At 59.0% G+C, this 14,606-nt stretch carries 11 protein-coding genes and 1 pseudogene; 3 read left to right on the top strand and 9 right to left on the bottom strand.

The features are described from left to right. The first annotated feature begins 177 nt into the window (after positions 1 to 177). Positions 178 to 1,359, top strand: a complete 1,182-nt coding sequence (locus HMPREF2935_RS09430; RefSeq protein WP_070732918.1) for an HNH endonuclease signature motif containing protein — start codon at positions 178 to 180, stop codon at positions 1,357 to 1,359. Here HMPREF2935_RS09430 and HMPREF2935_RS13725 read toward each other — a convergent pair. The 9 genes and pseudogenes from HMPREF2935_RS13725 to HMPREF2935_RS09390 all read right to left on the bottom strand — a co-directional run bounded on the left by HMPREF2935_RS13725 (position 1,331) and on the right by HMPREF2935_RS09390 (position 10,523). Beyond that, positions 1,331 to 1,663 carry a phosphatidylglycerol lysyltransferase domain-containing protein gene (locus HMPREF2935_RS13725; protein ID WP_256380782.1) on the bottom strand — a complete coding sequence of 111 codons (333 nt, stop codon included), beginning with the start codon at positions 1,661 to 1,663 and terminating at the stop codon, positions 1,331 to 1,333. The two genes, HMPREF2935_RS09430 and HMPREF2935_RS13725, sit on opposite strands and share 29 nt — an antisense overlap. After that, positions 1,644 to 3,632, bottom strand: coding sequence for a DUF2156 domain-containing protein (locus HMPREF2935_RS13720; RefSeq protein ID WP_256380781.1), 1,989 nt, complete (start codon positions 3,630 to 3,632; stop codon positions 1,644 to 1,646). The genes HMPREF2935_RS13725 and HMPREF2935_RS13720 overlap by 20 nt, the downstream gene beginning before the upstream one ends. Next, positions 3,625 to 4,827 (bottom strand): alpha/beta hydrolase, encoded by a 1,203-nt coding sequence (locus tag HMPREF2935_RS09420; protein ID WP_070732916.1) that lies wholly within the window; start codon positions 4,825 to 4,827, stop codon positions 3,625 to 3,627. The genes HMPREF2935_RS13720 and HMPREF2935_RS09420 overlap by 8 nt, the downstream gene beginning before the upstream one ends. Positions 4,828 to 4,886: 59 nt before the next feature. After that, positions 4,887 to 5,995 (bottom strand): annotated as a pseudogene (locus tag HMPREF2935_RS09415) (cysteine desulfurase family protein). Next, a complete protein-coding gene (locus HMPREF2935_RS09410) occupies positions 5,995 to 6,936 on the bottom strand; it encodes an electron transfer flavoprotein subunit alpha/FixB family protein (RefSeq protein ID WP_070732914.1) in 942 nt (313 codons plus the stop codon). The pseudogene HMPREF2935_RS09415 and the gene HMPREF2935_RS09410 overlap by 1 nt, the downstream one beginning before the upstream one ends. 9 nt (positions 6,937 to 6,945) lie before the next feature. Further along, positions 6,946 to 7,722: an electron transfer flavoprotein subunit beta/FixA family protein gene (locus tag HMPREF2935_RS09405; protein WP_062035278.1), complete on the bottom strand. Its 777-nt coding sequence runs from the start codon at positions 7,720 to 7,722 to the stop codon at positions 6,946 to 6,948. Positions 7,723 to 7,746: 24 nt separating this feature from the next. Beyond that, complete coding sequence (locus HMPREF2935_RS09400; RefSeq protein ID WP_061922025.1) at positions 7,747 to 8,886, bottom strand: THUMP-like domain-containing protein; 1,140 nt, start codon at positions 8,884 to 8,886, stop codon at positions 7,747 to 7,749. Next, positions 8,883 to 9,710, bottom strand: a complete 828-nt coding sequence (locus HMPREF2935_RS09395) for an NUDIX hydrolase (protein WP_070732912.1) — start codon at positions 9,708 to 9,710, stop codon at positions 8,883 to 8,885. Before HMPREF2935_RS09395 ends, HMPREF2935_RS09400 begins: the two co-directional genes overlap by 4 nt. 12 nt (positions 9,711 to 9,722) lie before the next feature. Next, on the bottom strand, positions 9,723 to 10,523 hold the full coding sequence (locus HMPREF2935_RS09390) for an ABC transporter ATP-binding protein (protein WP_062041113.1): 801 nt from the start codon (positions 10,521 to 10,523) through the stop codon (positions 9,723 to 9,725). Positions 10,524 to 10,614: 91 nt separating this feature from the next. Between HMPREF2935_RS09390 and HMPREF2935_RS09385 the strand changes: the two genes are divergently transcribed. Together HMPREF2935_RS09385 and glgB are read left to right on the top strand one after the other, a co-directional pair. Continuing rightward, on the top strand, positions 10,615 to 12,582 hold the full coding sequence (locus HMPREF2935_RS09385; RefSeq protein WP_070732910.1) for a maltotransferase domain-containing protein: 1,968 nt from the start codon (positions 10,615 to 10,617) through the stop codon (positions 12,580 to 12,582). A gap of 34 nt (positions 12,583 to 12,616) precedes the next feature. Further along, positions 12,617 to 14,606, top strand: a 1,990-nt coding sequence (gene glgB, locus HMPREF2935_RS09380) for a 1,4-alpha-glucan branching protein GlgB (RefSeq protein ID WP_070732907.1), incomplete at its 3' end; no start/stop codon positions are given.

Below are 14,606 nucleotides of genomic sequence, written 5' to 3'. Positions count from 1 at the left end.
CGAAACAACACAATCCCCTTTAGTAACACGCGTATCTTTGCTTTTATTTTTGCCCAGTTTTTCCGTCCCTTATCAGTCGTACATATTTTCGATTTTCTGTTGATTGGGCTCGGTGGGCTGGATATAATGAGGGCATGAAGATTTCAAGGCAGTTTATTCCAACGGGGGTATGGAAAATTGGAAGCATATTACCTTGTAAATGACCCTTCCAGCACATTAGCAACCTCAGCCCGCAACATCCGTAAGCTCGAGTTCGAACAATGGGAAAATAACCTCCCCGATCTCGATTCTGACATCGAACTAGTTATCCATAGTTTGGCCACACATACCGGCCTTGGGAAAACCAAAATTAAAAACATCGCCTTCGCGCTCTATCGCCTACGCGAACTTCCACGCCTGCGTACGATGCAGCTCGATTCCTACTTCCTCGATATGACACGCCTGTGCACTATCGACTCCGCCCTTAACAAGCTAGGCGCACCCACTCCCGAGATTCTCCAACGCGTCGATGAAGCCCTTTGTGAGTTCTTCACTCCCACCAGCCCAGCAGAAGTCTTGCCCTCTAGCCGTGCCATCCGCACCTTTATCCATGACCTCATCAAACTCCTCGCTCCAGAAGTAGATCCTGAAAAGGGCGAGGAAGAAGCCAACAACTCTTACTCCACTTACCCTGTGCCCGGTGGAAAAGAAGCCATTAGCGCCGAATACGAACCAGCAACTGCCTATGAGCTCGACCAACGCATAAAGGACACCGCCGAGAAACTGGAGATAACTCCTGCAGAAGCGCTCGAAAAACTCATCCGTGGAGAGGCTAACTCCGAGACCATCGTCATCCTGAATATGTACCGCGCCTCGGATATTCCCAATGCACCCGCTTTCATCCAGGGTGCCGGCTGGGTCTCTCCCGAGATCGCAGATTCCTTCGAGCCAAAGGTCGTACGTGACATGGCCAAGGCCGCTACCGCGGAGAGCCCTAGCTACACCACACCTTCTACCATCGGCGCTTTCATCGAAGGCCGCGATGGCACTTGCCGCATGCCACACTGCGACAGACCCGCGCAGGACTGCCAGAAGGATCACCGCATCAACTTTGCCGAAGGCGGACCAACCGCAGGCTCGAATCTCGCGAGCCTCTGCCAGCACCATCACAACATCAAGACCGATGGCCGAGCCAACTACATCATGGACCCACTCACCGGGGACATCGTCTGGCTCTTCGACGATGGGCACTGGGAGTATGACGAACCGACCGGCCCGCTAGCGCCCAAGAAGCGCAACTGGGTACAAACGTTTGCCCAAGCCATTGAATCCCGGCGAAGGGAGGCGCACGCTAAGTGTTTGAATGACGAAGTGCCTTAAGCGCCTCGGTGGCCTTCAGATTCGGAAGGTAAGCATGGACCACCGCGAGGCCAATCGCTGGGAGGGATAACTCATCCTCATAACACAGGAACCACTTGTGCTCCTCCGGCTGGAACTTGCGCTTGCTTGCGGCTAAAGACCGAAAGCCGTAAAGCGGTTCCATCTGCTCGCCGAGTTTCATCAGCAGTGAATCTAAGGTCGAAGGATTTTCGGTCGTCCCTGCCAACGGAGCGCCCGAAAGCGAAATCCATTCACAGCCCTCACCCGCCGCGATAACCAGTGCCTCAGAAATCAAAAGCTCCATGACCCCCTTTGAAACCTCGCTCATTACGGCGCATCACATCGAGGGTGTAGCCCACCAACTGCCCATCACGCCGCACCGGCAGCCAGCTGGTCATGCCGTGCACCAGACCATCATCGTCTAGAGCCAAAAGGAGACGAGTACCTGAAACCTGCATCTCGTCGATACCTCCCAGAGTAAAGCCCATCTCCGGAAGGGCCTTCTCGCCGACCCATTCTTCGCTTAGCGTGACCAAAGCGGCGGCAACAGCAACATCGAGTTGATCCCACGTGGTCCACACGGTTCTCACGCCTTCTTTTGCTGCCTTATTTCGCGCGGTGCGGATATTCTGGAACTTCTTGCCCTTGAACTCCGTGTTTTCACAGCTCAACACCGCCTCGTCCGCGACCTGAAGCCGCTTCAATCCAGGATGAGAAACCGCGAAATCGCTTGCCACCGAATACCACGCAGGAGTTAGTCCCTGAGATTTGACGAACTCCTCGAACTCGCGAGAGATGTCATCGCCAACCGGTCCACCCAATGTCAAAGCAACGCCATTGGAAGCGCGATATGCCACGAAGGAATCGCCAGCGAAGAAATATCTGTTTCCCTCCCACAAGGTCATGAAGGATAGGTGATCGCCAGTTCGGCGCTGCAGGATTTCCCGTGCCCGCGAGCGGTCCGATTCCCGTTGCGGGTCCGAGGGCGCGGAGAAGCACCGCCACAGCGCCCAAATGACGCACAGCCACCACACGTTGCCGACCCACGAATAGACAAACCAGCCAAATCCACTTGCCGGCACCAATTCATGGGGAGAGACGAGCGTTATTACTACAGGCAAGAAGCGCAACGGCCACTCCGCCAACGCTGCGCTTAGCGACGCCCCGCCCACAAAGGCAGACTTCAACAACAAGGTAGAAAGCAACCAGGTGGCAGAACAAATAAGGAATACCCCGCCCAGCCAAGCCGCGTGCTTTTTAATAATCTGCGGCGCTTCACGAACTTGGAAGAGCCGGCGGGAGTACATGAGCACAGCGAGGCAGAACAACCAGGGCAACAGGGCTTCAAACAGGTTAAGCCCGTAGATGAAGAAACCGTCTTGGTCTAGGTCCCACAGCTGAACGAGCAGGAAGGCCAAGGAAGCAACTTGGATGAGGCACGAAAGTACCCACGCAGCATGGCGGCCACGCACGAGCCCGAAACACAATACAAGTTGGATAAGCAGCGGCATGAGGTTGGCAAGCAAGGGACCGACACCATGCATGCGTGCGACGTCAGCCGCGGATATACAGTCCCTGGACGTTTCGTCGAGAGTGCAGAGAACCGCAACCGCGACGTCGGAAAGCGCAGGCCCCCACATCAGCTCGGTGAGAAGGGAAAATGGGCCTTCGGCGATTGGATTGATAGCAACCAGCACCGGGCTAATGGCAACCGCGATGAGGATGAAAGCTACGAGCACGCGCCGCTCGCGCAACGAGGGCTTTGCGGTCTCCCGCGGATGACGCCACAGGCCTAAAAAGAGGCCGAATACCGCGGCAGTAAGTCCCAAGATGTCGGCCATCGAGCCGGCATAAAAGACGTTCGTGAACGCAAGAACGAGGATGATAACCCGAAAACGGCGCTTCCACAGGCGCGGCATCTTCGCGGAGGCATACATCGCAGAGCCGAAAATCCAGCCGATTGGTGTAAAGAGGTAGCTGTTGAGGAGATCGTCGCCCCATCGGTTCAGGCCCGATACTTCGACGCCTCGCGCGATGAAAAAGGCAATCGGTAACGAAAGAAGCTGAAGGAAAAGGCCAACGACGAGGTATTTCCTGCTGCCCAAGACCCGCTCGGCAGGGCCACCGAAAAGAATGGCGAAGAAGGTTACAACGACGGATCCGCCAATTGTGACGGTGGTCAAACCGGTTGCCTCAACCCAATCATTGTCCACGAAGTGGAGAACCCACATGAGCACAATCAAGAGCAGAGTTACGGGAAATCGCTTAAGCATGAACATCGTTGTCCTCGATTCCACGGAATGGGTCATGGACGGCTGTAAGTCCCCCGCGGCGCGCAGCAAAAGCGAAGGATTGACGCAATGCTGGGCGCCACACCCCGAAGGAGTGGCCACCGCTTAGAGCACCGACATAAGTCTTTCCGCCTGCCCCGCGAACGAGCTCAGCAAGTTGGTTTTGAGCAGCAATCGCGGGCTTGTCCTTGTCGCCGGCAAAGAAGACGACACTGAGCCCGGGATAGCGATTTTTCTTCAGCAAGAAGGCCGGATTTTGCGCCTGGAAGGCTTGCTCGTTTCCGCCAAAGAACTTCTGGACGGTATCGGCATGCTTGCCGATGGTCGGCTCCGCCTCACCGGAGAAGTCCAAATAAGTTCCGAAGGCCTCGGGATGGTTGGTGGCGACCTGCAAAGTACAGGTACCGCCGTAGGAAAGGCCGCCGAGCGTCCAATGCGACTGGTCTTCGTCAACGCGCAATTGCTTTTTGATCTGGGCTGGAACGTCTTTGGTCAGATAGGTCATTACCTTGGTGGATTGAGAGTCCGCGCAAACAGGGTTGGCGGTTTCAGAACCGGTGGCATCAACTGCTACGACGATGGGCGATACTCCCCCGTTTGCCTTCTGAAATTCATCGGCGGTCTGTGCGGCTTCGCCAGATCCAAACCACTGGGTTGGGCCACCGGGATTGCCATGGAGCAATACGAGCACCGGCAGGCGCTTTCCGCTCCAATAGGCCGGCGGCAAATAGGCAATAGCTTCGCGGGCTTTGAATCCCTGGCTTGGTAAGTCGAGATGAACCAGACCGGCAGAATTGCCCGCGTGCGAGGCTAGTTCGGAGGCGGGAATAGTTTGGGCCACCGGTCGCGGATCGAGGGAACCGACCGTGGGATAGGTCTGGTACTCGAGGTTGACTAGCCCGACGACCGCAACGAGTGATGCGATGCCCGCGAGCGACGTGGAAAGTTTCGGCTTACGCAGCAGTGCGGCGAGGCAGATACCAGAGGCGACGAAGACATGAGCAGGGATATCCCAATGCTGGAGGAAATACCAGGCACCAACCGATATAAACAAAGCCAAAACAACAGGCACAATCTTGCGCGCCCATGCAACAACTATCGCGGAAAGAACCACGATGACCGCATATATCGCCCCATTTACGGGTTCGGCCAGCGGCAGGCCAAGGAGGAAATTCACTCCTAAATCATAGGCCTGCGCTGGCCAAATAGGCTGTTAAGTACCTGGGAGGTCGGTACTTATACGCTGCGGGCGCGCTTGACGACGTCGGGAAGCTGCGCCAGGACGTACTCGACGTCGGCAGGCGTTGTGTTCCTACCAAGGGTAAAACGCAGCGAACCGATTCCATCAGAGTCGGACACATTCATCGCCTCAAGGACGTGCGACATGCGGTTGACGCCCGAGTGGCAGGCGCTGCCGGTCGAGGCCTCGATGCCCAAGGAATCGAGCAACATGATGAGGCTGTCGCCATCGGTGCCGGGGAAGGACACATGCAGGTGCGAAGCCAACATAGGTTCCTCGCAATTGAGGATGACGTTGTCGATGCTGGAGAGAATGCCGGCACGCAGTTGGTCACGCAGCGCACCGACGCGCTTGGTCTCGGAATCGATCTCGGAAACAGACTCCTCGAGCGCTGCCGCAAGAGCAGAGGCACTGGCGACGTCCACGGTGCCCGGGCGGATGCCGCGCTCCTGGCCGCCTCCGAAAGCGATGGGCTGCGGGGCTGGGCTGCGTTTTGCAAGCAGCAAGCCGATGCCACGTGGGCCGCCGAACTTGTGGGCGCTCGCCGCGAGCGTGGTAGCACCGAGCTCGTGGAAGTCGATGGGCAGCTTGCCTGTGACCTGCACTGCGTCGATGTGAACGGGGGTGCCAACTAAAGTTGCGCGGCGCACGATCTCGGCAACTGGCTGGATGGCACCGGTCTCGTTGTTTGCCCACATGCAGGTGGCAACGTCGGCAGGCGTATCTAGCGCGGAGAAGTCGCTGACGTGGGAATAACGATCGACGGGCAGAAGATCGACCTGTGCATCCGGCAGCTGGGCAACGCTATCGCGCACGGCTGGGTGCTCGATAGGAGTCGAAACCACGCGGTTGGTGGTGCCCAGACGGTACAAGCCTTGGATGGCGATGTTGTCGGCTTCGGTGCCGGAAGAGGTGAAGATAACCTCGATCGGCTCGCAGCCAAGAATTTCCGCGACTTTCTCGCGGGCGTCGTCAAGCACGGAACGGGCTTTCGGCCAGAGGCATACTGCGCGCCGGAGTTTACCGCGCCAGAGGCGGCCACCCACGCATCGATGGCCACCTGGCGCATCGGCTGAGTAGCCGCATAGTCAAAGTAGTGCGACATTACTTACGGGACTCCAGCTCAGCGACCAAAGCCGGGGAAATCTCATGGACGTCACCGACGACGCCGAGGTCAGCGATCTGGAAGAAAGGCTCGTCCTGATCCTGGTTAACCACAACGATGGTGCCGGAGGTCTGCATGCCGGAGGTGTGCTGGATAGCACCGGAGATGCCAAGCGCGATGTACAAATCCGGGGAAACCGTGACGCCGGTCTGGCCCACCTGGTGTGCTGGGTCGTAGAAGCCCTGATCGACTGCATCGCGGGTGGCACCGACGGCGCCGCCGAGGGCGTCGGCAAGCGGTTCCACGATGGTGGAGAAGTTGTCGTCGACGCCGCGGCCACCAGAGACAACTACCTTCGCGGCAGTCAGCTCCGGACGAGCAGACTTCTCATGCGGGGTAAAGGAGGTGACGGTGACGTCCTTGGCAGTTGCGGCCGGCAGGGGCATCGGCGCCGGAGCGACGGCCACCGGCTGCGGATCCGCGGCGACTGCGCCTGGGCGCAGGGTGTAGATCGGGCTCGCGCCAGACGCTGTAGCAGTGGTCTCGTAGGAACCGCCGAAGATGGTCAGGTGTGCGGAGCCGTCGGCATTAATCTCGTCGACGTTGACGAGGGCGCCGGAAGCCAGACGCGCGGAAAGGCGGCCGGCAATCTCGTTGTTGGTCGGGGTCGCAGCTAGCACGATTGGGGCTGGGTTCGCGGCGGCGAGGGCGTGCAGGGCATCGACCTCGGGCAGGATGATGCGGTGCTCGTAGTCCTCAGCGCTTGCCTGCACGATCTGTGCGGCGCCAAGGGCTGCCAGCTCGGAATCGAAGGCATCTGCTTGCTTGCCGACGACGACTGCGGAAACGGTACCCAGCGCACGCGCTGCGGTAATCAGCTCACCGGTAACAGGGCTAAGGGCGTTATCTTCGTGCTCTACAAGTACGTATACGTGAGACATTTTCGGCTCCTAGATAAGGTTCTTCGCGGCGAGGAAGTCGGCAATCTGCTTTGCGGCTTCCTGCGGATTCGGCTCGGTGATGACCTCACCCGCGGTGCGGGCAGGACGCTGGGCGGCGGCTGTCACCGTGGTGGTTGGTGCCACGGCATCGATGCCAAGGGAGGCCACGTCGAGGGTGGTGATCTCGGCCTTTTTGGCCGCCATGAGTCCCTTGAAGTTCGGGAAGCGCGGCTTATCGGCCTTATCGGTGAAGGTCGCGATAGCAGGCAGGGCTGCCTCCAGCTCCCAGTGGCCGTGAGCGTCCTCGCGCACACCGCGCAGGACGCCGCCCTCGAGGCTCAGGGACTTCAGCTCGGTCATCGCCGGAAGCTGGCGGTACTCAGCGAGCAGGCCAGCCAGCAGGCCGGTGGAAGCATCCGAAGAGTAGTTGCCCAGGGTGATGATCTGGACGTCCTCGATGGTGTTGATGGCCGCGTTGAGCGTCCAGGCGGTAGAGAGTGCATCGGCGCCGGAAAGGGCGTCGTCAAGCACGTGTACTGCGTCGTCTGCGCCCATCGCGAGGGCCTTGCGCAAAGCTTCGTCAGCGCCGGCAGGGCCCATGGTCACTGCGACGACGCGGAAGTCTGGGTTTGCTTCCTTGATGCGCAGTGCCTGCTCGACGGAATACTCGTTGACCTCGTCGATGACGTTGTCGACGCTCGTGCGGTCGAGGGTGTGGTCTTCCTCGAGGGACTTGGTGGACCAGGTATCCGGTACGTGTTTGACCAGAGCCACGATTGCGGGCATTGGACACTTCCCTTTCCGATAGATTTATGTTGCGTAATTATCCTCGGACGATACTACTCGTGGTCCGCACAGCAACGCGATTCCCTTAGTTCCGATGCGTGTCATGATGACGGCCATGGAACGGCTTCCCTTGAGCTTAAGCTTCTTCCGCAGCTGATCGGGGTCGACGTCTAGACCGCGGACCAGTATCTCGAGGGAGCCAGCATCGTGTGACTGCAGTGCGGCTTTGAGTTTCTTGACTGGCACCGCCTCGATGAATTCAAATCCGGACGTGCCTGCCGGGATGCGTTGCCCTGTCAGGTAAGCGATGCGCGGGTCCAGCTGATGGAGGCCTTCGCGCTTGGCGTAGTGGCGCACAAGCCCCGCGCGTACAACCGCGCCGTCTGGGTCCATGATGTAGGTGCCAATGTCGCCGGCTTCGGGCAGGTCGGCCTCGTCGAAGTCGGTGCTGGAGAGAACATCAGCCTTTCCACCTTTGATCATGACTGCGCTGCGGCCAACGCCCAGACCAGGTGTATACAGGCAGGCCTCTTTGACGTTGCCGTCGACGCTGGCGACGGATACCAAACCTTGCCAATCTGAAAAGTCGAGGCCGGGGGCACACTTGACGGCGAGTTCGCACTCGTGTGCCGCCAGAAGATCGGGCAACGGCGGCAGGAGCTTTGCGGGATCGGTAATGCGTTTGCCGCCGCTTCGGCGCGCTGGATCGGCGATGATAACGGGTGCCGTTGAGCTCTGCGTCAAAGCGTCTGCGCAGAAGAAGGGATGCGGGGTGTTGTGCTGCGCCATCTTGATGCGCGAACGGTCGAGGTCAGAGCCTACATATTTTCCTGGAGCCCACGCAGCCCCTTCGGTACCGATGGAACAGGTGACATCGTGGACGAGTTCGACCCCCAGGCTTGTCAAGAAAGCGGCACGATGTTTGGCTACCTCGAGCGGGGTGGCCTGCTGCACGGAATCGGAGTCCATAAGCCAGTCGCTGGGCAGCTTTTTACTGTTTCGGGCTTTGATGAGTTCGGCTACGGCACGGGCGTGCTCACCGAATTGTTGCTGGAGCTTGGCGACGTCGCCTAATTGGGAAGCCTTGCTGAATTCAAGGTCAAGGCCCGCTATCTCCGGTTGGTGCTGGACTAAGAAGTCGATCTCGGCGAGGGTATAACTCATATTCTGTCTACGGGTTGAGTGCTGAAGAATTCGCGGTAGCGCGGGTCGTGCTCGGGGTCGCCGATGATGGGGCGAAGGTCGGAGAAGGAGGCGTCGTCAAGCGCTTCTCGCACCGTGGAGTAATTGCTCAGGCGCAGCATTTGCGCCCAGGTGGGAAGGGCCAGGCGGACCAGCCCGGCGCGCCACCCGTCAAGGACGAGGCGGGGCGGGAACCATCCGGCGTCGTCTGCCTCCGTGGTATCGCCGTCGGGCTCTTGGCCTTCCGGTAGAACGGCGATGAAGAAGAAGGTATCGAACCATTGTCCGCAGTCTTCGCCCGCCCACCGAGACCACGGCATGAGCATGTCGGCGTCGGCGCGCATGCCGTTGTTCATGAGGAATTCGGTAAAGGAAATCTCGTGAGTTTCCAGCATGACGCGTTCGCGGTGATAGCGCGAGGCGTCGGAGACGATTCCGTCATCGCGAACGGCGAGCAAGGTACCGGATTCCTCGAAGAGTTCTCGGATGGCGGCGAAGACCAAGGCATGGGTCTTGTATTTGGTAACGCCCATGCGACGGGCCAAGGAAATAACGGAGCGGCCCGCCCAGAGATCGCCGGAACTCCACATTCTTGGCGGGAAATCGCGGGGGTCTACTCCCCCGCCCGGAAACACTGCGTGCCCCGGGTAATTGCGCATCGTGGAGACCCGTTCCTGGAGCCAAACCTCGAGCCCTTCTTGACCGTCGCGCAGCAGCAGGACGGTAGCGGCCAAGCGTCCACCGTTAAAACCGGTGGTTTCGCTGTGGTCGATCGCGTCAAGGCTCTCGTGAATGGGTCGGGTCATGCAAAGTTCCGTTTAGCGTATGCGGCGAGCGAAGTAACGTTCACCGATTCGATCCACCTGAATTGGTTGGTGGAAAGCCTGCGTAAGGTTTTCTGAGGTAAGGACCGTATTGATTAGTCCCTTCGCCACGACCTTACCCTCATCGAGGATCATCGCATGGGTAAATCCATAAGGGATTTCCTCAACGTGGTGGGTAATCATGACGATTGCCGGTGCATCGGCATCCATTGCCAGATCGCCCAAGTAGCCCACGAGATCCTCGCGGCCTCCTAAGTCCATGCCAGCGGAAGGCTCGTCGAGAATGAGTAGCTCAGGGTTGGACATAAGGGCACGAGCCAAGATGACACGCTTCTTCTCACCCTCCGATAGGGTTCCCCAGGTGCGTTCGGCCAAGTGGCGGGCGCCCACCTGGTCAAGAATTTCGAAGGCGCGGCTAAAGTCCATGTCTTGGTATTCCTCGCGGAAGCGTCCCAAGACTGCATAGCCGGCGGAGATAACGAGGTCGTCGACTCGCTCGCCGTCGGGAATGCGGTGCTGTACTGCGGCGGAAGAAATGCCGATTGCGGCACGCAGATCGCGCATGTCGGTCTTGCCGATCTGCTCGCCCATCAAAAAGGCGGTTCCTTTAGAAGGAAACTCTTCCGCAGAAGCCATGCGGACCAAGCTGGTCTTGCCGGCGCCGTTTGGGCCGATGATGACCCAACGCTCGTCGAGCTCTACTTGCCAATCGACTGGGCCCACCAAGGTTTTTCCGCCACGGCGCAGCTCGACGCCGCGAAAGTCGATGAGCCAATCTTCGTCGGTTACGGGCATTGTTTCGTTATTCACAGCATTCACGTCTTATATTGTGGCGGAAATTCTGGTTGCCCGGTGAAACTGACACAGCTGCACTACTCTAAAGGGCATGACTACACGCCTCGCCATCGATGATGTCCGTCCTAGCTTCTCTCCCACTAAGGCCGTGGTTAATGAGGTGGTTCCGGTAACCGCGTTGGTCTGGCGGGAAGGCCATGATGCGGTGTCGGCAACCCTTTCGGTGTGGAATACCGAATCCCCTTCGGTTTCCTCGGTGACCATGGACCAAGACCCAATTGACCCTGACCGTAGGCATGGTGTGTTTACTCCGCTTACCTGTGGGCGCTGGTTCTTCCGTATCGATGCGTGGTCAGACCCGATGGCAACGTGGCGCAATGCGGTGGAAAAGAAGATGGCTGCGGGGCAGACGGCCGCCGAGCTTTCCAACGATCTCCTCCATGGCGCGGAGCTTTTTGAGCGGGCGGGAATGCCCGATGTTGCTAAGTCGCTAGCGAATGAGTCTTTGGACCTGTCCTCGCGCGTCGAGGCAGCGCTTTCCGACGCCGTGGCAAAGAAACTGCATGCGCACCCCTTGCGGGATTTGCTCGTGGAAGGCGAGGTCCACGAGGTACTGGTCGAGCGCCGAGAAGCGCTTTATAACTCTTGGTATGAGCTCTTCCCGCGTTCTACGGGCGGTTGGGATGAAGAAGGCAACCCAGTCCACGGCACTTTCAAGACCACGGCCAAAGCGTTGGAGCGAGTCGCAGACATGGGCTTCGACACAGTGTATTTCCCGCCGATTCACCCCATCGGAAAGGTTCACCGCAAGGGCAAGAACAACTCGGTGGTGGCTGAACCGGGCGACGTCGGCTCGCCGTGGGCAATTCAAGATCATTCCACCACTCACCCAGACTTGGGCACGATGGACGATTTCAAAAAGCTGGTTTCTCGCGCGCAGGACCTGGGGCTCGAGGTAGCGCTGGATCTGGCGCTCCAGGCCGCACCGGATCATCCGTGGGCCAAGACGAACCCAGAGTTTTTCACTGTCTTGGCTGACGGCACCATCGCTTATGCGGAGAATCCGCCGAAAAAGTACCAGGACATCTATCCCCTGAACTTCGACAACAACCCAGACGCGATCTACAACGAGATCTTCCGCATCGTGATGATCTGGATCGAGGCGGGCGTAACCACCTTCCGCGTGGATAACCCGCACACCAAGCCGGCAAACTTTTGGACCTGGCTCATAGACAAGGTGCACGTGACCCATCCGGAGGTCATCTTCCTTGCGGAGGCCTTTACCCGCGCGCCACGGCTGTTCGGCTTGGCGAAGGCAGGCTTTACCCAGTCCTATACCTATTTCACCTGGCAAACCTCGAAGCGCGAGCTGACCGAGTTTGCCAAGATGCACGTGGAGCAGGCGGATATTTGCCGCCCCAACCTCTTTGTGAATACGCCTGACATCCTGCACGAGTCTTTGCAGACCGGCGGGCGGGCCATGTTCGCTATCCGCGCGGCTTTGGCCGCGACTCTGTCTCCGCTATGGGGCGTGTACTCCGGCTATGAGCTTTATGAGCACGAGGCCGTGGCGCCGGGCAGTGAGGAGTACATGGACTCTGAGAAGTACGAGCTGCGCCCGCGCAACTTCCAGGAGGCGGCTACCCGTGGCGCATCGCTGGAATCCTATATTCGCCTTCTCAATCTCATCCGCCGTGAGAACCCCGCGCTGCAGCAACTGCGCAACCTCAAATTCCACGACGTCGATAACGAAAAAATCATTGCCTACTCCAAGGCAGATCCTGCGACGGGCAACGTGATCCTGGCCGTGATCAACCTGGATCCGCGCAATGCCCAAGAAGCCACCGTTACCGTAGAAATGGAAGCGATCGGCAGAGCCGACGGTGACGTCTACACCGTCCACGATGCCATTACCGGCGCCGCCTATAACTGGTCCAACCGCAACTTCGTGCGACTCGAACCAATGCGCGACGTCGCCCATCTGTTCGTGCTGCCGCAGGCTGACCCGCATTCCTTGGACCGCCTTGCCTGGCGCGACGTCAACGATTATCGACCTTAAGTCCTGTCTCCTTCGATTTAGGTAACGTGAACACATGAACATTCCGGAAGCAGATCTCGCCCGCCTCAACGAGTGTCGCCACCATGCCCCACATGACTTTTATGGCTGGCACGACGGCACGGTTTTAACTCGTCGCCCCGGCGCCGAGAAGGTGGAGCTGGTCACCGAAACTGCCGTGCACGAGATGAATGCTGTAGGCCACGACCTATGGGAGAGCGCACTAGACCAGGAGCAGGATTACCGTTTCCGGGTGACTTACCCAGGCCAGGCTCCGGTCGAGGTGGCCGACGGCTACCGGTTCTTGCCCACTGCCAGCACTTTCGATCTGCACCTGATTTCGGAAGGTCGCCACGAGCGGCTTTGGGAGGTACTTGGCGCGAATCTGCACAGCTACGACACGCATTTGGGCCGGGTTGAAGGTGTTTCGTTTGCGGTGTGGGCGCCGAATGCCAAAGGCGTTGCCGTAGTAGGCGACTTCAACGGCTGGAATCCCGCGCAGTCGCCGATGCGCTGTTTGGGCGCAACCGGGGTCTGGGAGCTCTTCGTCCCCGGCATCGGTCCCGGCGAGCGCTATAAGTTCGCGATTCAAACCGCGGACGGCCGGCGCATCGATAAGGCTGATCCGATGGCGAAGCAAACGATTGCTCCGCCGGAGACAGTCTCGGTAGTCATGGCAAACGATTACGAATGGAATGACTCCGCATGGATGGATGCTCGTAACGGCAATCTCGATGTACCGATGAGCATCTACGAGCTGCATGTGGGTTCTTGGAAGCAAGGCGCCGACTACAACAGACTGCGCGCTGAGCTCATCGATTACGTCCTCGAGCATGGCTTCACCCACGTCGAGCTGCTTCCGGTGGCAGAGCACCCCTTCGGCGGTTCTTGGGGCTACCAGGTCTCGGGCTACTACGCTCCGTCGGCACGCTGGGGCTGCCCGGATGAGTTGCGTGCGCTTATCGACGCCCTGCATAACGCCGGCATCGGCGTCCTCATCGACTGGGTCCCAGCGCACTTTCCCAAAGACGAATTTGCACTGGGACGCTTTGACGGCCAGGCACTCTACGAGCACCCCGACCCCCGCCGCGGCGAGCAGGCCGACTGGGGAACCTACGTCTTTGACTTTGGCCGCAACGAGGTGCGCAACTTCTTGGTAGCAAATGCGCTGTATTGGGCCGAAGAATTCCACGTCGACGGCCTGCGCGTGGATGCGGTGGCCTCGATGCTTTACTTGGACTACTCACGTGAAGTATGGCTGCCCAACCAGTACGGCGGACGCGAAAACCTGGAAGCGGTACAGTTCTTGCAGGAGACAAACGCTACCCTGCAACGCCTGCATCCCGGCGTGCTGACCATCGCCGAGGAATCGACCTCTTGGCCGGGCGTTACTGCTCCCACCTCGGAGGACGGCCTCGGCTTTTCCCTGAAGTGGAATATGGGCTGGATGAATGACACCCTCGAGTACTTCAAGCACGAGCCCATCTACCGCCAGCATCATCATGGCGAGCTGACTTTCTCCATGGTCTATGCCTATTCGGAACGCTACGTGCTGCCGTTTAGTCACGACGAGGTCGTCCATGGCAAGGGCTCGCTGTGGACGCGCATGCCTGGCGACGATTGGAACAAGGCCGCAGGCTTGCGTGCGCTGTACGGATATATGTTCTCGCATCCGGGCAAGAACCTGCTGTTTATGGGGCAAGAGTTTGGCCAGGTCGCGGAGTGGAACGAATCCAGCTCTGTGGACTGGGCCAACCTCGAAGGCTGGGGCGGTGAATGGCATCGCGGCATCAAGCGCTTGGTGCGCGATATCAATGCCGTCTACAAGAACACCCCTGCCCTGTGGTCCCAGGACTTCACGCAGGATGGTTTCCAGTGGGTCAAGGCCGATGACTCGAACAATAACGTCTTGGGTTACGTGCGCTACGGCAACGATGGCTCGGCGCTGCTCGCCGTGTGCAATTTCTCAGGCAACTCCATTCCGAATTACCACTTGTGGCTGCCCCGGGATGGCGCGTGGGAGATGG

The sequence above is a fragment of the Corynebacterium sp. HMSC076D02 genome (assembly GCF_001813815.1).
GTDB lineage: Bacteria > Actinomycetota > Actinomycetes > Mycobacteriales > Mycobacteriaceae > Corynebacterium > Corynebacterium simulans.
Note: the sequence above shows the minus strand (reverse complement) of the source record. Positions and strands in the feature narration are given on the sequence as shown.